The 16,939-nt window shown below is 69.1% G+C and carries 17 protein-coding genes; 10 read left to right on the top strand and 7 right to left on the bottom strand.

Annotated elements, in window-relative coordinates; genetic code table 11:
- Positions 1-14: 14 nt before the first annotated feature.
- Positions 15-929 (bottom strand): aldo/keto reductase, encoded by a 915-nt coding sequence (locus R5H32_RS11460; RefSeq protein ID WP_318338814.1) that lies wholly within the window; start codon positions 927-929, stop codon positions 15-17.
- A gap of 159 nt (positions 930-1,088) precedes the next feature.
- Between R5H32_RS11460 and R5H32_RS11455 the strand changes: the two genes are divergently transcribed.
- Positions 1,089-2,006 (top strand): AraC family transcriptional regulator, encoded by a 918-nt coding sequence (locus R5H32_RS11455; RefSeq protein ID WP_318338813.1) that lies wholly within the window; start codon positions 1,089-1,091, stop codon positions 2,004-2,006.
- A gap of 36 nt (positions 2,007-2,042) precedes the next feature.
- Complete coding sequence (locus R5H32_RS11450) at positions 2,043-2,621, top strand: cupin domain-containing protein (protein ID WP_318338812.1); 579 nt, start codon at positions 2,043-2,045, stop codon at positions 2,619-2,621.
- Here R5H32_RS11450 and R5H32_RS11445 read toward each other — a convergent pair.
- Both R5H32_RS11445 and R5H32_RS11440 read right to left on the bottom strand, forming a co-directional pair.
- Positions 2,618-3,316, bottom strand: a complete 699-nt coding sequence (locus tag R5H32_RS11445; RefSeq protein ID WP_318338811.1) for a YafY family protein — start codon at positions 3,314-3,316, stop codon at positions 2,618-2,620. The two genes, R5H32_RS11450 and R5H32_RS11445, sit on opposite strands and share 4 nt — an antisense overlap.
- Entirely contained in the window at positions 3,316-3,687 is a 372-nt protein-coding gene (locus R5H32_RS11440) for a VOC family protein (RefSeq protein WP_318338810.1), read from the bottom strand. The genes R5H32_RS11445 and R5H32_RS11440 overlap by 1 nt, the downstream gene beginning before the upstream one ends.
- A 175-nt stretch (positions 3,688-3,862) precedes the next feature.
- On the opposite strand from R5H32_RS11440, the gene R5H32_RS11435 reads away from it, so the two are divergent.
- The 3 genes from R5H32_RS11435 to R5H32_RS11425 all read left to right on the top strand — a co-directional run bounded on the left by R5H32_RS11435 (position 3,863) and on the right by R5H32_RS11425 (position 6,338).
- Positions 3,863-4,663 (top strand): crotonase/enoyl-CoA hydratase family protein, encoded by an 801-nt coding sequence (locus R5H32_RS11435; protein WP_318338809.1) that lies wholly within the window; start codon positions 3,863-3,865, stop codon positions 4,661-4,663.
- Between the two features lie 101 nt (positions 4,664-4,764).
- Positions 4,765-5,346 (top strand): methylenetetrahydrofolate reductase C-terminal domain-containing protein, encoded by a 582-nt coding sequence (locus R5H32_RS11430; RefSeq protein ID WP_263334059.1) that lies wholly within the window; start codon positions 4,765-4,767, stop codon positions 5,344-5,346.
- On the top strand, positions 5,343-6,338 hold the full coding sequence (locus R5H32_RS11425) for a methylenetetrahydrofolate reductase (RefSeq protein WP_318338808.1): 996 nt from the start codon (positions 5,343-5,345) through the stop codon (positions 6,336-6,338). Before R5H32_RS11430 ends, R5H32_RS11425 begins: the two co-directional genes overlap by 4 nt.
- Positions 6,339-6,405: 67 nt before the next feature.
- Here the strand turns inward: R5H32_RS11425 and R5H32_RS11420 are convergent, their stop codons facing one another.
- Positions 6,406-7,155 (bottom strand): hydroxypyruvate isomerase family protein, encoded by a 750-nt coding sequence (locus tag R5H32_RS11420; protein ID WP_318338807.1) that lies wholly within the window; start codon positions 7,153-7,155, stop codon positions 6,406-6,408.
- Positions 7,156-7,755 (bottom strand): DUF1285 domain-containing protein, encoded by a 600-nt coding sequence (locus tag R5H32_RS11415; protein ID WP_318338806.1) that lies wholly within the window; start codon positions 7,753-7,755, stop codon positions 7,156-7,158.
- A 61-nt stretch (positions 7,756-7,816) separates the two neighbouring features.
- On the opposite strand from R5H32_RS11415, the gene R5H32_RS11410 reads away from it, so the two are divergent.
- The 4 genes from R5H32_RS11410 to R5H32_RS11395 are packed head-to-tail and all read left to right on the top strand — an operon-like array spanning position 7,817 to position 14,560.
- Complete coding sequence (locus R5H32_RS11410) at positions 7,817-8,821, top strand: MoxR family ATPase (protein WP_318338805.1); 1,005 nt, start codon at positions 7,817-7,819, stop codon at positions 8,819-8,821.
- Positions 8,818-9,714 (top strand): DUF58 domain-containing protein, encoded by an 897-nt coding sequence (locus R5H32_RS11405; protein WP_318338804.1) that lies wholly within the window; start codon positions 8,818-8,820, stop codon positions 9,712-9,714. The genes R5H32_RS11410 and R5H32_RS11405 overlap by 4 nt, the downstream gene beginning before the upstream one ends.
- Entirely contained in the window at positions 9,714-12,479 is a 2,766-nt protein-coding gene (locus tag R5H32_RS11400; protein WP_318338803.1) for a DUF4159 domain-containing protein, read from the top strand. The genes R5H32_RS11405 and R5H32_RS11400 overlap by 1 nt, the downstream gene beginning before the upstream one ends.
- Positions 12,476-14,560 (top strand): hypothetical protein, encoded by a 2,085-nt coding sequence (locus tag R5H32_RS11395; RefSeq protein WP_318338802.1) that lies wholly within the window; start codon positions 12,476-12,478, stop codon positions 14,558-14,560. Before R5H32_RS11400 ends, R5H32_RS11395 begins: the two co-directional genes overlap by 4 nt.
- A gap of 70 nt (positions 14,561-14,630) precedes the next feature.
- Here the strand turns inward: R5H32_RS11395 and R5H32_RS11390 are convergent, their stop codons facing one another.
- Both R5H32_RS11390 and R5H32_RS11385 read right to left on the bottom strand, forming a co-directional pair.
- Positions 14,631-14,825: a hypothetical protein gene (locus tag R5H32_RS11390; protein ID WP_318338801.1), complete on the bottom strand. Its 195-nt coding sequence runs from the start codon at positions 14,823-14,825 to the stop codon at positions 14,631-14,633.
- A 174-nt stretch (positions 14,826-14,999) separates the two neighbouring features.
- Positions 15,000-15,356 carry a hypothetical protein gene (locus tag R5H32_RS11385; RefSeq protein ID WP_318338800.1) on the bottom strand — a complete coding sequence of 119 codons (357 nt, stop codon included), beginning with the start codon at positions 15,354-15,356 and terminating at the stop codon, positions 15,000-15,002.
- A 149-nt stretch (positions 15,357-15,505) separates the two neighbouring features.
- On the opposite strand from R5H32_RS11385, the gene R5H32_RS11380 reads away from it, so the two are divergent.
- Entirely contained in the window at positions 15,506-16,939 is a 1,434-nt protein-coding gene (locus R5H32_RS11380; protein ID WP_318338799.1) for an FAD-linked oxidase C-terminal domain-containing protein, read from the top strand.

Here is a 16,939-nt window from a genome sequence, read left to right as displayed (position 1 = left end):
GCCAGTCGAAAGGCTCAATCGGCCAGGCTAGGATCGCCGCTTGCCCAGGCGACGCCTTCGCCGCGGTTCATCGTTCGGATCAGTGCCATGTCGGCGTCGTCGATGGAGAAGCCCGCGAGGTCGATGTTCTGCCGCATCCGCTCGGGGTTAAGGCTCTTCGGCAGCACGGCATACCCGTTCTGCACGCCCCAGCGCAGCAGAACCTGCGCCTCGGTCACGCCGTACTTCGCCGCCATTCCGGCAAAGGCATGGCCGTCATTCTTCATCGCGTCGGTCTTCTTGCTGTCCTGCCCGGGTTCGGCGCGCCATGTCGACAGCGGCACGAGGCTGCTGTAGGCGATCGGCGCGATGCCGTGCGCCTTCATGTAGGAGAGCAACTCGGGTTTTTGCGACCAGGGGTGCAACTCGATCTGGTTGGCCTCTGGCATCGGCAAACCGGCGGCCTTGATCTCTTCCAGATGCGCCTGGTTGAAGTTGCTCACGCCGATGCTGCGGGCCTTGCCGGTCCGTTTCAGCTCCAGAAGTGCCCGCCACTGCCCGATCCGCTCCGCGCCGCCAAAGGGCGCGTGGATCAGGTAGAGGTCGACATGGTCAAGCCCGAGCCGCGCGAGGCTCGCTTCGGCTTCGGCCAGGGTCTGCGCCTCGGTCTTGGGCGCGTCGCCCCAGGCCGGGTTGCCGGGCCAGAGCTTCGTCGTCACGAAGATGTCGCCGCGCGACAGGCCGGTCGCCTCCAGCCCGGCGCGCAGACCGGCGCCGACGCCCTCTTCGTTCCGGTAGCCGGCGGCGGTGTCGATATGACGGTAGCCGGCGATGATGGCGCCGCAGACGGCCTCGACCGCCTCCTCGTTCGAGATCAGGTAGGTGCCGAAACCAACGGCGGGAATGTCGGTATCGGCGTTCACGGGAAATGTTTGCTGCATGACGCTCATGGCTGTCTCCGTCGGCTGCTTGCTGGCTGTGACTCTAGCGGCATGGGGGTGCCCGTGCCTGCCACATCTTCCGTTTGACCTGCCTGTTCCTCCGAAGCTCCGTTGAAATTGGTGCATATTGCAGCGTTATCCGGTAATGGGGAGGTGGAGGATGCGCGCATGGATCTCACCCAACTGGCGGCTCTCAGCGAGCGGTATGCGGCCAAATTCAAGGAAAAATCGGAAAGTCTGCCCGGCCTCTTCGTGCTTCGCAAGGAAGTCGCCAGCAGTTTCGAGGCGGTGATCTACCAACCTGTGATCTGCCTGATTCTTCAGGGCGCCAAGGAAACGTTCGTTGGTGATCAGGGCGCGCGGTTGCGGGCGGGCGATGCCTTGCTGGTCAGTCACGACGTGCCGGTCGTCTCGAGGATCACCGAGGCAAGTGCGTCCGAACCCTATCTTGCGTTGATCCTGTCGCTCGATCTGGCGCTGGTGCGCAGCCTTTACGAACAGGTCGGCGAGGCGCTGCCCCCGGCGGGCAGCGCAAGGTCGCTGTCGGCCGCGCCGGCCGATCCGGCATGGCTCAAACCCCTGGGCCGCTACATTGCGATGATGGACCGCCCGCTCGACGCCCGGGTGCTGGGACCAGCGGTGCTGCGTGAGGTTCACTACCGGCTTCTCATGTCGCCGATCGGGGCAATGCTGCGCAACCTTCTGTCCGTCGACAGCCATGCCAGCCGCATCGCCAGGGCCATCCTGCGGATCAGGGCCGATTTCCGCGCCCCGCTCGCGGTTTCCGATCTGGCGCGAACGGCGGGCATGAGCCCGTCGTCGTTTCACGACCACTTCAAGTCGGTGACCGGGACGACGCCGCTGCAATACCAGAAGGACCTGCGCCTGATCGAGGCGCGGGGCCTGCTTGCCGATGGGCGGCAACCGGTTTCGGCGGTGGCCTTCGCCGTGGGTTACGAAAGCCCGACCCATTTCAGCCGCGACTACAGCCGGAAGTTTGGCCTGCCTCCGAGCCGTGACGCCCTGCAAGAAGGGCCACGCTCCGGCGGTCCGATTGGCTTGGGTGTTGGCGCCCAGATGCGGTAGACTTCGGCCCTGGTGTCAATGTCGGGGGGCTGCGGCATGCTGGAGGTCGGCGCGAGGGTCACGAATCCAAGGTCCGGGACCGAGTTCGAACTGCTCGACATGAGCGATACCCATTTCGTCCTCCGATACACGATGGCCGAACCCTCGCGCGCACCCGATTTCGCGGAACATTTCCACGTCGGCTGGCACGAGGAGTTCAAGCTCCTGTCCGGCGAGGGCACCTACCGGCTGGACGGCAAGGTCGGGACCGTCAGGGCGGGGGAGACCGCCGTCCTGCCGGAGCAGATCCGCCACGTCCATCCGATGAACACCGGCTCGGGGCCGATGGTGATGGAACAGCACGCGACGGTCACCGATCCCGCGCCGGGCGCGATCCGCGAAACGCTCGGGTTCTTCTTCTCGATCTTCGAGTGGGATGCGGCGGGCAAGATCGCGCTCGACCGGCTCGGCCTGCCGCGCCATCCGATGAAGTTCGCGCTGGCGGGGCGGGTGCTCGGGCGGGCCGGTGGCTATGATGCCCGGCTGCCGAAGGGTGCTGCGGATGTCGCGGCGGCGACGGTGGGGCGGCTGGCCGAGATGCTCGGATACGAGGTGATCGACCCGAAATGGCGCTAGTCCCGCGCGCAGTCCGTGCGCGCGACTTCCTGCTGCAGGAAGGCTGCCAGGCTCTTGTCGCGTTCAGGTCGGAAGGGGCCGGCCGGCTCGGCCGATGCGATCCGGTCGATGCGGAACATGCGGAAATCGTCTCGCAGTTCGCACCAGGCGATGAGCGTCCAGACCTTGCCCCAGAACCAGAGGCCAAGCGGCCGCACCCTGCGCCGAGTCGCCGCGCCCCCGGCGTCGCGGTAGTCGAGCGTGAGCGTCAGCCGGGCATCGGTCGCGGCATCAAGCCGGTCGACCATCGCGCGGTCGGCGTCCGAGAGCGCGCCCGCGTCATGGGCATGGACCGCGACCCCTGCGGGGCGGTCCTTCAGATCGTGGGGCAGCACCGCCTCGATCTTGGCCAGCGCCTCCTCGGCGGCGAGCGCCATGGCCGCGCCGCCGAAGCTCCGGACCATTCGGGCGCCGGCGACGAGCGCAGTGATCTCGGCCTTCGAGAACATCAGCGGTGGCAGGTCGTAGCCCGCCCGCATCAGGTAACCGATCCCGGCCTCGCCGTCGATCGGCACGCCGGAGCCGACGAGGTCGGCGATGTCGCGGTAGATCGTGCGCTCGCTGACTTCGAGCCGTTCGGCGAGCATCTTCGCGGTCAGAAGCCGACCGCCCCTGAGATACTGGACGATCTGGAAGAGGCGGTCGGCTCGCCGCATCAGGCGGCTTTCGACGGTTCGAAGAGCCCGATCGAGTTGCCGTCGGGGTCCTTGGCATAGACGAAGCGGCCGGGCGGGATTGTGATGATGTCGCCGATCACCTCGCCGCCGGCCTTGCGGCAGCGGATCGCGGCATCCTCGAGCCGGTCGGACACGGCGATATGGACGGTGGGGCCGTCATCCCGGGCAGGCTTGCCGGGATAGAGATGGCCGCCCGTCGTCTCCATGTTGCCGCCGAGGATCGCCATCGGGTTCGGGCCGCTTTCGTCGATTGTCATCTGCCAGTCGAAGGTCGCGTTGTAGAAGGCCACCGCCCTCTTCATATCGGAAACCGGGATTTCGCTCCAGACGACAACGGGTTGGGACTGCATGGGGAACTCCTTTCATGCGGGGTGACGCGGACCTTGTCGCACAGCCCTCCTGACAGCCTTCTGTCAGGAGCCCTGCGGGTCGCGATTTCGTGACCTCGCGTCACGGCCGCACTGACGGGGTTTTCCCGGTGGGCGACGCCAGAGATGATGCCGCGACTTGCAGAAGGAGGCGGCGATGGGCGACGTGGTGCGCGTGACCCTGGGCGAGGACGGCGTGGCCGAGGTCTGCTTGAACCGGCCGGAACGGAAGAACGCCTGGACGATGGAGATGTTCGACGCGCTCGCCGGGGCGGCCGAAGGGCTGTCGCGGGAGAGGGGCCTGCGCGCGGTGATCCTGTGCGGCGCGGGCGGGTGTTTCTCCTCGGGGCTCGACCTCTCGGTGCTGCAGGGTTTCGCGGCCGATATCGAGGGGCTGAAGCGCGAGATCCTGACGCCGCCCGAGGGCGAAGCCGCGAACCGGTTCCAGAAGCCCTGCACCGCCTGGGCGGCGCTGCCGGTGCCTGTGATCGCGGCGGTCGAGGGCGTGGCCTACGGCGCCGGGCTGCAACTCGCCCTTGCCGCCGATTTCCGGATCGCGGCGCCGGATGCGCGGCTGTCGGTGATGGAGGCGAAATGGGGGCTCATCCCCGACATGGGGATCAGCCAGTTCCTGCCGCGGCTGATGCGCGCCGATCAGGCCAAGGACCTGATCATGTCGGCCCGCGTCGTCGGCGCCGAAGAGGCGCTGGCGCTCGGGCTCGTGACGCGGCTCGCGGCCGATCCGGTCGCGGCGGCGCGGGAGATGGCGGCGGAGCTTGCGCTGCGCTCGCCCGATGCGCTCACCGCCGCGAAGCGGCTGGTCGAGGCGGGCTGGGTCTTGCCGACGGGCGAAGGACTCGCGCTTGAGGCGAGGCTGCAGGCGGACATCCTCGGCGGCGCGAACCAGATCGAGGCGGTGATGGCGGCCATGGCAGGGCGGGCGCCACGCTACCGCTGAAATGGCGGAAGTCTCGGATTTGGCTTGCATTCGCTGCGGCGCCCGCCGATCCTGAAGCCGAGCCGCCATGCTCAGGGCGGCGCGGCGAGCAGGGCCAACCCATGTACCGCATTCGACTTTTCGCGATCCGTCATTCCGGCGTCTTCGAGTGGATCTACCAGCGTGTCGAGGGGGTGATGGTGGCACTCGACCCGGTCTTCGCCAAGATCGGCTACAACCGGGTGGAGCGGCCGATCGCGCTGCTGGAGCAGGGGGTGAAGTCGGTTCTCTTCGACTGCAAGATGTGCGGCCAGTGTGCCTTGTCCTCGACCGGCATGTCCTGCCCGATGAACTGCCCCAAGGAGCTGCGGAACGGTCCTTGCGGCGGCGTGCGGCCGGGCAATTACTGCGAGGTGAAGCCCTGGATGAAATGCGTCTGGGCGGCCGCCTGGGACGGCTCGACCCGGATGAAGGGCGGCCAGAAGATCCGCGAGGTGCTGCCGCCGGTCGACCGCAGCCTCAAGGGCTCCTCGTCCTGGCTGAGGGTCAGCCGCGAGAAGGCGGCGAAGCTCAGGGAGGCGCGCGAGGCTGCGCGCACCGCGGTCGCCGAAGCCTTCCCCGAGGCACGCGCGATAGAACCCGCCGTGGCGCCGCTGGCTGAGGAGCCGGCGAGCGCGGTCAACCGGGAGGTGCTGAAGAAATGAGCACGGGCGACTATTCCGACGAGGTGCCGGTCTATGCCCCGCCGCCCGAGGGCCATGTCTCGCATTCGCGGCTGGAGCGGGTGCTGAGGGCGGGACGCTTCGCGGTGACGGCGGAGCTGAACCCTCCCGACAGCGCCGATCCGTCGGACGTGTTCGAGGCCGCGCAGCCCCTTGGCGAGGTGGCGGATGCGATCAATGCGACGGACGCGTCGGGCGCGAACTGCCACATGTCGTCGATCGGAATCTCGGCGCTTCTGACGCGGGCGGGGTATTCGACCGTCTACCAGATCTCCTGCCGCGACCGGAACCGGATCGCGATCCAGGGCGACGTGCTCGGTGCGGCGGCGATGGGGGTGTCGAACGTCCTCTGCCTCACCGGTGACGGGGTGGGGGTGGGCGACCAGCCCGGCGCGAAGCCGGTCTTCGACTTCGATTCGCTGACGCTTCTCAGGACGATCCGGACGATGCGCGACCAGGGCATGTTCCTGTCGGGCCGCAAGATCACCCGGCCGCCGCAGATGTTCTTGGGTGCCGCCGAAAACCCCTGCATCCCGCCGCATGACTGGCGGCCCGAGCGGCTCGCCAAGAAGGTCGAGGCGGGGGCGGAGTTCATCCAGACCAACTACATCTACGACATTCCCCTCTTCGAGAAGTTCATGGCGCGGGTGCGCGATCTCGGGCTCGACAAGAAGGTCTATATCCTTCCGGGCGTCGGGCCCCTGGCCTCGGCCAAGGCGGCGCGGTGGATGCGGTCGAACGTGCCGGGGATCCATGTGCCCGATGCGCTCATTGACCGGATGGAGAAGGCCGAGAAGCCGGGGGCCGAGGGCAAGAAGATCTGCATCGAGCTCATCCAGCAGATCCGCGAGATCAAGGGTGTCGCGGGGGTGCATGTGATGGCCTACCGGCGCGAGCACCAGGTCTCGGAGATCATCCTCGAATCGGGGGTTCTGGAGGGCCGGCAGCCGCGGCGCAGGTCGGAGCGGCGCTAGGGGCGCTCCCCCCCGTCGCCGCTGGCGCGGCGACTCCCCCGGAATATTTCGGGCAAGATGACAGCGGTCAGCGCAGCCAGCCGAGTCCCTCCGCGGTGGCGGCGGCCGGGGCGTATTCGGCGCTGACCCAGCCGGCGTAGCCCTCCGCGTCGAGGCGGGCGAAGAAGGCGGGGTAGTCGATCTCGCCGCCTTTCGGTTCGTGGCGGCCGGGAAAGCCCGCGACCTGGACATGGACCGCGCGGTGGCCGTGGGCGGCCCAGGTTCCCGGCACGTCGCCGGTGATGCGGTGGGCGTGGTAGGCGTCGAACTGGAGCGCGAGGTTCGGGGCGGCGACCGCGTCGAGGACGCGGGCCGCCGTGGTGTAGTCGGCGAGGAAGTAGCCCGGCATGTCGTGGCGGTTGATCGGCTCGATCGTCAGGCTCTGGCCGGGCGCGCGGGCGGCGGCCCAACGAAGGTTTTCGGTAAAGGTCGCCTCGGCTTCGGGTCCGTCCGCGACGCCGGCCATGATGTGGATATGGCGCGGTTTCAGCACCTGCGCGAAGCGTGAAGCGCGGTCGAAGTCGCGGCGGAAGCGGTCCTCGAGGCCCGGGACCGCGGCGAAACCCTGCAGCCCGCCGGTGGCGTTCGGCGGCGGGCAATTCATCAGGACGAAAGTCAGGCCGTTCCAGACCAGCTGGTCGCGCATCTCCTGCGCGGCGCAGTCATAGGGGAAGAGCACCTCGACCGCGTCGAACCCGGCCTCCTTCGCCGCCTTGAAGCGGTCCATGAAGGGAAGTTCGGGAAAGAGCCACGAGAGGTTGGCGCAGAATTTCGGCACTCAGGCGAGCTCCGCCGAGGGGATCACCGGGAAGAACGTGCCGCCGGACCAGAGGCCGAACCAGCTTTGCCCCTCGCGCTCCTCGTGGGCGCCGAGCTCGATCAGCCGGTAGAAGGTCTTGCGGTCGATCAGCGCCTCGAGATTGGCGCGGACGAGGATGTAGGGCGAGGGCTCGCCGGTCTCGGGGTCGCGGGCGACGCGGATCGGGTGGTCGGGGCCGGCCGTCACCTCGTCCTCGACACTGGTAAGGAACGTGATCGCCTGGTCGCGGCCCGCCCCGGCCGCGTTGGCATCCACCGCGACGAAGGGGGCGTCGACGACGCGGATGCCGACCTTTTCAACCGGCGTCACGAGGAAATAGTCGTCGCCGTCCTTGCGGATGATCGAGGAGAAGAGCTTCACCAGCCCGTGCCGCCCGATCGGCGTGCCGAGATAGAACCAGGTTCCGTCGCGGCGAATCTCCATGTCGAGATCACCGCAGAAGGGCGGATTCCACAGGTGTACCGGCGGCGGACCCTTCTTGCCGGCGGCCTTGGCCGCGGCAGCGAGGTTTTCCGCCGAGGGCTTCACGATCAATTGTTCTGGGTCTTTTTTTGCCATTGGTGCCGGGTTGGAATTCTGCCTTTATGCTCACAAGTATAACGATGGAGGAGGGCTTGTCATGGCCGATACCACCGATCTTCTGGCCGAGATCGAGGCACTGGGCGAAAAGATCGCCGAGGCGCGGCAGGCGGTTGGGCGGCGCTTCATCGGGCAGGAACGGGTGGTCGAGCTGTCGCTCGCGGCCCTTCTGTGCGGCGGCCACGGGCTCCTGGTCGGCTTGCCCGGCATGGGCAAGACCATGCTCGTCGACACGCTCGGCGCTGTGATGGGGCTGAAATCGGGGCGGGTGCAGTTCACGCCCGACCTGATGCCGGCCGACATCCTCGGCTCTGAGGTGCTGGAGACGGCCAAGGACGGGTCGCGCAGCTTCCGCTTCATCGAGGGGCCGGTCTTCTGCCAGCTTCTGATGGCTGACGAGATCAACCGCGCCTCGCCCCGCACCCAGTCGGCGCTCTTGCAGGCGATGCAGGAGCGCGAGGTGACGATCGCCGGCCAGCACCGCCGGCTTCCCGCGCCGTTCCACGTTCTCGCCACCCAGAACCCGATCGAGCAGGAGGGAACCTATCCCTTGCCCGAGGCGCAGCTCGACCGGTTCCTCGTGCAGATCGACGTCGACTATCCCGACCGCGGCACCGAACGCGACATCCTTTTGGCCACGACCGGGGTGGAGAGTGCGGAATCGCCGCAGGTCTTCACCGCCGCCGATCTCATCGCGGCGCAGACCACCGTGAGGCGGATGCCGGTCGGCGAGAAGGTGGTGGAGCTGATCCTCGACCTGGTGCGGGCCTGCCGGCCCGGCGAGGACGAGGCGGGCGGTGCGGTCACCGACAGCGTGAGCTGGGGGCCAGGTCCGCGCGCGGCGCAGGCGCTGATGCTGACGGTCCGGGCGCGGGCGCTGCTGCAGGGCCGGCTCGCGCCCTCGGCCGAGGACGTTCTGGCGCTGGCGCGGCCGGTCCTCAGCCACCGCATGGCGCTCTCGTTCGCGGCGCGGGCGCGGGGCGAGAGCCTTGCCGAGATCATCGAGAGCGTGGCGCGTGACGTGACGCGGGCCGAGGCGGCATGACCGAGGCCGCGCCCCATTCCGCCCGTCCGGCGGGCCTGAGGCGCAGGGCGGAGGCGCTCGCCTCGGCGCTGCCGCCCCTGATGGCGGATGCCCGCCATCTGGCGGCGACGGTGCAGCTGGGCGAGCACGGGCGGCGGCGTTCGGGCATGGGCGACGAGTTCTGGCAGTACCGCCCCGCCCATGCCGGCGACGAGGCGCGGCTGATCGACTGGCGCCGCTCCGGCAAGGCCGACGCGCAATTCGTGCGCGAGAAGGAATGGCAGGCGGCGCAATCGGTGCATCTCTGGGTCGACGATTCCCGCTCGATGGAATTCACCGGCGATCCGAAGCGGCAGGCCAAGGCCGACCGGGCGCGGCTTCTGGCGCTGTCGCTCGCCGTGCTCCTGATCCGGGCGGGCGAACGCGTCGGGCTCGCCGATCCTATCGCGCCGCCGCGTTCGGGCGAGGTGCAGCTCCTGCGCCTTGCGCAGGCCTTCACGCGGGCCGCCGGAGAGGCCGATTTCGGCGCGCCCGAGGCGCGGGCGATCCTCGCGGGCTCGCGCGCGGTCTTCCTCTCGGACTTCATGGGCGAGCCCGAGGCGGTCGAGATGGCGCTGGCGCTCGCCGCCGACAAGGGCGTGACGGGCGTGCTTATGCAGGTGCTGGACCCGGTCGAGGAGGCGTTTCCGTTCGACGGCCGCACGATCTTCGAAAGCATGGGCGGCACGCTGACCCATGAGACTCGCAAGGCCGGCGACCTGCGCGCGCGCTACCAGGAGCGGCTCGCCGAGCGCAAGGCGCGGCTTGCCGATTACGCGCAGAAGGCGGGCTGGCTCTACACCACCCATCACACCGGCGAGCCCGCGCAAGGGGCGCTCCTCTGGATCTACGCGGCGCTGAGGAAGGACCACTGATGCTGATCCTCGGCCCCATCGGCTTCACGATTCCCTGGCTCCTCTGGGGGCTCGTACTCTTGCCGGTGCTCTGGCTTCTCCTGCGCGCGATCCCGCCGGCGCCGATCCGGCGGCGGTTTCCGGGCGTGGCGCTGCTGCTGGGGCTGACGGACGAGGAGCAGGAGGCCGAGCGCACCCCGTGGTGGCTGCTGCTCCTGCGGATGCTCGCGGCGGCGCTCGTCATCGCGGGCTTCGCCGGGCCGGTGCTCAATCCGCAGGAAAAGGTCGCGGGGGGCGGTCCGCTACTCGTTCTCGTCGATGGTGGCTGGGCCGATGCGCGCGACTGGACGCGGCGCGCGGGCCGGATTTCGGCGGCGCTGTCCGATGCCGGGCGCGCCGGGCGGCCGGTGGCGCTCGTCTCCCTCGCCGATCCGTCTGCGGGCGGGCCGGTCTTCGCGGCCGCCGACGCGGTCGCCGCGAGCCTGCCGGCGCTGGAGCCGAAGCCGTGGGAGCCGGAGGCCGGGGCGCTGGCCGATCTGGCGGCAGCACTGCCGGAGGGCGGCTTCGATACGCTCTGGCTGTCGGACGGGCTCGCGCGGGAGGGGCGGGCGGAGCTTGCCGCGGCACTCGCAGCGAAGGGCAAGGTCACGGCGGTCGAGAGTGCGCGGGACGTGGTGGCGCTCTCCGGCGCGGGCTATGCCGAGGGCAAGGTCTCGGTCACCGCTCTCAGGGCGCGCCATGCCGGCCCGGCCGCGGCCGAGATCGTCGCGCGCGGGCTCGACCCCGCCGGGATCGAGCGCGAGCTGGCGCGGGCAGAAGCCACGTTCGCCGACGGTGACGGCATGGCCGAGGCGGCGTTCGACCTGCCGCCGGAACTGAGAAACCGCATCACCCGTTTCGAAGTGTCGGGCGAGGCCACGGCGGGTGCGGTCGCGCTGACCGACGACGCGCTGAAGCGGCGCAAGGTCGGGCTCGTGGTCGGCGGCGCCGGGCGCGAGGGGCTGGAGCTGCTCTCGCCCGACCATTACCTGCGTCAGGCGCTGGTGCCGACCGCCGATCTCGTCGAGGGGACCATCGGCGACGTGCTGCTTGCCAGCCCCGACGTGATCATCCTTGCCGATGTCGCCAAGGTGGCCGAGAGCGAGGCGCTGTCGGAATGGATCGCGGAGGGCGGGCTGCTCGTCCGCTTTGCCGGGCCGCGCCTTGCCAATTCCGATGTCGGACGGGACGCGCTCGATCCGCTGCTGCCGGTGCGGCTCCGGCTTGGCGGCCGCGCGGTCGGCGGCACGATGAGCTGGGGCGAGCCGAAGGCGCTTGCGCCCTTCGCGGACGGATCGCCCTTCGCCGGGCTGGTGGCGCCCGCCGATGTCGCGGTGAGCGCGCAGGTCCTCGCCCAGCCGGGGCCGGATCTCGCGGCGGCGACCGTCGCGACGCTTGCCGACGGAACGCCGCTCGTCACGCGGCGGGCGATCGGCGAGGGGCAGGTGGTGCTCTTCCACGTCGCGGCCAATGCCGAATGGTCGAACCTGCCCTTGTCGGGGCTCTTCGTGCAGATGCTCGAACGGCTCGCGGTGTCGAGCCGGCCGGCGCGGCCGGAAGAGGCCGATCTCGCGGGCACGACCTGGGTCGCGGAGAAGGTGCTCGACGCCTATGGCGCGCTGGGCGAGGCCGAGGATCTGCCGGGCATCCCCGGCGAGGCGCTGGCCGATCCGCGGATCGGGCCGGAGCTGCCGCCGGGGCTCTATGCATCGGGCGACCGGCGGCTCGCGGTCAACGCGGTCGCGCCCGACCGGGTGCTGGCGGCGGCGGAATGGCCCAACGATGTCGCGGTCGAGGGGCTGGCTGTCGCGCGCGAAACGCTCCTGAAGGGCTGGTTCCTCGGGGCAGCACTCCTCCTCCTGCTGCTGGACATGATCGCGGCGCTCGCGCTCTCGGGGCGGCTGCGGGGGCCGCGGGCGGGCATGGCGGCGCTCCTGCTCGCGATCCTCGCCGCGGGGCTGCCGGGCGAGTCCCATGCCCAAGGCGCGGCGGAGGAGCAACTCGTCCGCGCCGCCGGCAATGTCGTCCTCGCCCATGTCCTGACCGGCGACGCCGAGACCGACCGGGTCGCCGAGGCGGGGCTCTGGGGCCTGTCGGAGATCCTCTTCGCCCGCACCTCCGTCGAGCCGGTGGAGCCGCGCGGCGTCGATGTCGAGGCCGACGATCTCGCGGTCTACACATTCCTCTACTGGCCGGTCACCGCCGACCAGAAGGCGCCGTCGCCCGCGGCCTATGCGCGGCTCAACCGCTATCTGCGGTCCGGCGGCATGATCCTTTTCGACACCCGCGACGGCGATGTCGCGGGCTTCGGCGCGGCGACGCCCGAGGGGCGGCGGCTGCAGGCGCTGGCGGCGCCCCTCGATATCCCGCCGCTGGAACCCTTGCCGAGCGACCATGTGCTGACCCGCAGCTTCTACCTCCTGCAGGATTTCCCCGGCCGCCATGCCGGCCGCGCGGTCTGGGTCGAGGCCGCGCCGCCGGATGCCGAGCGCGCCGAGGGGATGCCGTTCCGCAACCTCAACGACGGGGTGACCCCGGTGGTGATCGGCGGCAACGACTGGGCCTCGGCCTGGGCGGTCGATGACAGCGGCCGGCCGATGTTCCGGGTGGGGCGCGGCCTCGGCGGCGAGCGCCAGCGCGAGATCGCCTACCGCTTCGGCGTCAACCTGATCATGTATGTGCTGACCGGCAACTACAAATCCGACCAGGTCCATGTGCCGACGCTTCTGGAAAGGCTGGGGCAATGACCGGGCATGTCGTCTTCGATCCGTTCCTGCCCTGGCCGCTGATCTGGGCCGCGTGCGGGCTCGCGCTGGCCTTCATGGCATTGGCACTCTGGCGCGGCCTGTCGGGCTGGTGGCTGCGCGGCCTTGCCGCCGCAGCACTTCTGGTGGCGATCGCCGGCCCCTCGTTGCAGACCGAGGAGCGGCGCAGCCTCAGCGACATCGTCATCCTCGTCGTCGACGAGAGCGCGAGCCAGAAGATCGCCGACCGCGCCCGGCAGACCGAAGCGGCGGTGGCGCGGGTCGAGGCCGAGATCGCGGCCTTGCCGAACACCGAACTGCGCAAGGTCGTACTCGGCGACGGGGCCGAGGATGCCGGTACGCTCGCGATGACCGCGCTCGCGCAGGCCCTGGCAGAGGAGCCAAGGGCGCGCGTTGCGGGTGCGATCCTCGTCACCGACGGCCAGGTGCATGACCTGGAGCTTGCGCCCGACATGCCCGCGCCGATGAACGTGCTCCTGACCGGGCACGACGACGACTGGGACCGCCGCTTGATGATCAAGACCGCGCCGGTCTTCGGGATCATAGGCGAGCCGGTGCAACTCACGATCCGCGTCGAGGAGCAGGGACGGATGCCGGCGGGGCTTGGCGGGCGGCCGGTCATGCTCTCGGTAGCGATCGATGGCGCGCCGCCGGAGACCTATCCGGTGCCGGTGGGCGAGGATATCGACCTGCCGCTGGTGCTCGATCACGGCGGGCAGAACGTGGTGCAATTGTGGGTTGAGGTCGCCGAGGGCGAACTCACCGATCGCAACAATATGGCCGTGGTGCAGATCAACGGCGTGCGCGACCGGCTCAGGGTGCTACTGGTCTCGGGCGAGCCCTATGCGGGCGAGCGGACCTGGCGCAACCTCCTGAAATCCGACAGCGCGGTGGATCTGGTGCATTTCACGATCCTGCGCCCGCCTGACAAGCAGGACGGCGTGCCGGTGTCGGAACTGTCGCTGATCGCCTTCCCGACGCGCGAGCTCTTCGTCGAGAAGATCACGGAGTTCGACCTGATCATCTTCGACAGATACCGGCTGCGGGGCATCCTGCCGTCGGCCTATCTCGACAATATCCGCGACTATGTGCTTGCCGGCGGCGCGGTGCTGGTCGCGGCCGGGCCGGATTTCGCCTCGGCCGAGAGCCTCTACCACTCGGGGCTCGGCGACATCCTGCCGGCGCGGCCGACGGCGCGGGTGATCGGAGGCGGCTTCACGCCGCGCGTCTCCGATCTCGGCCAGCGCCATCCGGTGGCTGAGGGGCTAGAGGTGTTCACGCCGGAGGGCGGGGCGTCCGGGACGGTCGGGGCGCCCAATTGGGGGCGCTGGATGCGCTATCTCGAGCTTGCCGATCCTGCCGGGCAGGTGGTGATGGAGGCGCCCGGTGGCCGCCCGCTCCTGGTGCTCAACCGGGTGGGCGAGGGGCGGGTGGCGCTTCTCGGCTCCGATCAGGCCTGGCTCTGGGGGCGCGGGTTCGAGGGCGGCGGGCCGCAGCTCGAACTGCTGCGCCGGCTGGCGCACTGGATGATGAAGGAGCCCGAGCTGGAGGAGGAGGCGCTGGTCGCGACCGCCGAGGGTCAGGCGCTGACGATCACCCGGCGCACGCTGAGCGAGGGCGCCCGTGAAGTCACTGTGACCGCGCCGGACGGCACCGAGACGGTTTTGCAACTGACCGAAGCCGCACCGGGGCGCTACAAGGCCGAATTCGCGGCGACCGAGATCGGGCTCTATCGGCTGACCGATGGCGAGTTGAACCGGGTGGTGGCGCTCGGCCCGGCGGCGCCGCGCGAGTTCGAGGAGACGATCGCCTCAGAGGTGCCGCTCGCGCCGGCGGCGGAAGCGAGCCAGGGCGGGTTCCTGCGGATCGAGGACGGGCTTCCGGATGTCCGCACGGTGCGCGCGGGGCGCCCGGCGATCGGGCGCGGCTGGGTCGGGATCACGCCGCGCGACGCCTACCGGACCACCGATATCCGCATCGCGCCGCTGCTGCCCGCCTGGGCGTTCCTCCTGATCGCGCTGGGCCTCAGCGTGTTCGCCTGGCTTCGCGAGGGCCAACGCTGACGCGCCCGAAAGGGCGCGTCAGGGCGTTTTGATTAGGGTGGGAAATTCGATCGCCTTTACGGCAATTCGATCAGATCGGCATGTTGTCCCACAGGCTGTCAGGATCGTCGTTCGAGACCACGACCCGCAGCCGGCTCTGCCGTATTTCGGCCGGCGCTCCGAGACGGTCGCGCAGCAGGCGCTTCAGCTCTTCGGCACGCTCGGGCTTTGCCAGAATATCGTCCACGATCAGATCAATCTCGTCGCGGCGCTTCGCCTGGCTCATGACATCCTCCCGATTGTTTGTTTTGGTTGCGCAATGGTGCGCAAGGTGACGGCACGGCCGGAGCGTAACACAACCCAAACGATTCTTGGTACGCTAATGTCCGGTCAACTTGACGCGGCGTAAGCATTGCGCGGAATTGCGACAATTTCTTGTCAGATCATTTCCAGAGGCAATCTAATCGGCCAAATCCAGCCTGACTGGTGTCGCGACCCAGCCGTCGAGCGTGCAACGCGGGCGAATCAGCACATGGTCGATGCCATCGGGAATCGCCACGCCGGAGAGGCTCCGGGTGAAGGGTTGCTCCTCGACATGGGGATGGGTGAGCTCGCGATAGCCGAGCCGGTCGCCGTCGGGCGCGAGCACCTCCCAGCCGCTGGCATAATGGTCCCAGCCGGTATCGGGATGGGTCAGCGTGACGCTGAAGGTGAGGTTGTCGCCGTGGCCTTCCGCACGCGCACCGGTAACCTGAGGAGGGTCGGCGCAGGCCGGTCCGGCTGCCAGGGTGAGGACGACGAGACTCAGGCGGAACATGGCCGCAGAGTGCCACGGCGGGGCCGGAATCGGGATCACATTGATGTGCGGGTTCCTGGTTTTCTTCCCGAAGCGAGGGCTGCGCGCGCAGGTTTCGATTGCGTTTCTCGAAAACTGGTTATAATTTCTTACCAGTTTCGAGGTGCACCATGGATCTTCCCATCGCTGACCGTTCCGTTCTTGAACGCAAGGCAGAAATCGTCGCGCGGCTTCGTGCTGCGATGGCGGACGGGGCGGTGATCGACGATCCCGCCGAGACCCGCGCCTATGAATGCGACGCGCTTGCCGCCTACCGCTGCGCACCGCTCGCCGTCGTGTTGCCCGGCTCGACCGCCGAGGTCGCGGCGGTGCTCAAGGTCTGTCACGAGGAGCGGGTGCCGGTGGTGCCGCGCGGGGCGGGAACCTCGCTCGCCGGCGGCGCGCTGCCGACGGCGGACAGCGTGATCCTCGGGGTGGCGCGTATGAACCGGGTGCTCGACGTGGATTACGACAACCGTTTCATCCGGGTCGAGGCGGGGCGCACGAATCTTTCGGTCACCGGCGCGGTCGAGGAGGAGGGCTTCTTCTACGCGCCCGATCCCTCCTCGCAGCTCGCCTGCGCTATCGCGGGCAATATCGCGATGAATTCTGGCGGGGCGCATTGCCTGAAATACGGGGTGACGACCAACAACCTGATGGGCGTCACCCTGGTGACGATGGAGGGCACGGTCGTCGAGATCGGCGGTGCGCATCTCGATGCCGGGGGGTACGACCTTCTCGGGGTGATCTGCGGCTCGGAGGGGCAGCTTGGCGTCGTCACCGAGGCGGTGCTGCGGATCCTGCCCAAGCCCGAGGGGGCGCGGCCGGTGCTGATCGCCTTCGGCTCGAACGAGGTCGCGGGCGCCTGCGTCGCCGACATCATCAAGGCGGGCGTGCTGCCGGTCGCGATCGAGTTCATGGACCGGCCCTGCATCCACGCCTGCGAGGCCTTCGCCCATGCCGGCTATCCGGATTGCGAGGCGCTCCTGATCGTCGAGGTGGAGGGTGCGGAGGCCGAGATCGACGAGCAGCTCGGCCTGATCCGCCAGATCGCGGCGCGGCACGATCCGGTCGAGTTCCGCGAGAGCCGGTCGGCGGAGGAGGCGCAGAAGATCTGGCTCGGCCGCAAGTCGGCCTTCGGCGCCGTAGGGCAGATCAACGACTACATGTGCCTCGACGGGACGATCCCGGTCTCGGCCCTGCCAAAGGTGCTGAAGCGGATCGGCGAGATGAGCCGCGACTTCGGGCTCGATGTGGCGAATGTCTTTCATGCCGGCGACGGCAACATGCATCCGCTGATCCTCTACGACGCCAACAAGCCGGGGGATCTGGAGACCTGCGAGGCGCTCGGGGCGGAGATCCTGAAGCTCTGCGTCGAGGTCGGCGGCTGCCTGACCGGCGAGCACGGCGTCGGCATCGAGAAGCGCGACCTCATGGAGGTGCAGTATTCGGCGGCGGACATGGAAGCGCAGATGCGGGTCAAGGACGTGTTCGATCCCTGCTGGCTGCTCAATCCCGCTAAGGTGTTCCCGCTGCACATGAGTGCCGGGCGGCGGGCGCGGTGA

This window comes from Defluviimonas sp. D31 (genome assembly GCF_033436765.1).
In the GTDB taxonomy this organism is placed as follows: domain Bacteria; phylum Pseudomonadota; class Alphaproteobacteria; order Rhodobacterales; family Rhodobacteraceae; genus Albidovulum.
This window is presented reverse-complemented; position numbering and strand designations above follow the sequence as displayed.

Coding starts and splice junctions, on each gene's coding strand:
- R5H32_RS11380 (WP_318338799.1), top strand. CDS start 15,506: ATGGATCTTCCCATCGCTGACCGTTCCGTTCTTGAACGCAAGGCAGAA.
- R5H32_RS11450 (WP_318338812.1), top strand. CDS start 2,043: ATGCTGGAGGTCGGCGCGAGGGTCACGAATCCAAGGTCCGGGACCGAG.
- R5H32_RS11405 (WP_318338804.1), top strand. CDS start 8,818: ATGACCGAGGCCGCGCCCCATTCCGCCCGTCCGGCGGGCCTGAGGCGC.
- R5H32_RS11385 (WP_318338800.1), bottom strand. CDS start 15,356: ATGTTCCGCCTGAGTCTCGTCGTCCTCACCCTGGCAGCCGGACCGGCC.
- R5H32_RS11445 (WP_318338811.1), bottom strand. CDS start 3,316: ATGCGGCGAGCCGACCGCCTCTTCCAGATCGTCCAGTATCTCAGGGGC.
- R5H32_RS11390 (WP_318338801.1), bottom strand. CDS start 14,825: ATGAGCCAGGCGAAGCGCCGCGACGAGATTGATCTGATCGTGGACGAT.
- R5H32_RS11440 (WP_318338810.1), bottom strand. CDS start 3,687: ATGCAGTCCCAACCCGTTGTCGTCTGGAGCGAAATCCCGGTTTCCGAT.
- R5H32_RS11425 (WP_318338808.1), top strand. CDS start 5,343: ATGAGCACGGGCGACTATTCCGACGAGGTGCCGGTCTATGCCCCGCCG.
- R5H32_RS11400 (WP_318338803.1), top strand. CDS start 9,714: ATGCTGATCCTCGGCCCCATCGGCTTCACGATTCCCTGGCTCCTCTGG.
- R5H32_RS11415 (WP_318338806.1), bottom strand. CDS start 7,755: ATGGCAAAAAAAGACCCAGAACAATTGATCGTGAAGCCCTCGGCGGAA.
- R5H32_RS11410 (WP_318338805.1), top strand. CDS start 7,817: ATGGCCGATACCACCGATCTTCTGGCCGAGATCGAGGCACTGGGCGAA.
- R5H32_RS11460 (WP_318338814.1), bottom strand. CDS start 929: ATGAGCGTCATGCAGCAAACATTTCCCGTGAACGCCGATACCGACATT.
- R5H32_RS11435 (WP_318338809.1), top strand. CDS start 3,863: ATGGGCGACGTGGTGCGCGTGACCCTGGGCGAGGACGGCGTGGCCGAG.
- R5H32_RS11455 (WP_318338813.1), top strand. CDS start 1,089: ATGGATCTCACCCAACTGGCGGCTCTCAGCGAGCGGTATGCGGCCAAA.
- R5H32_RS11430 (WP_263334059.1), top strand. CDS start 4,765: ATGTACCGCATTCGACTTTTCGCGATCCGTCATTCCGGCGTCTTCGAG.
- R5H32_RS11395 (WP_318338802.1), top strand. CDS start 12,476: ATGACCGGGCATGTCGTCTTCGATCCGTTCCTGCCCTGGCCGCTGATC.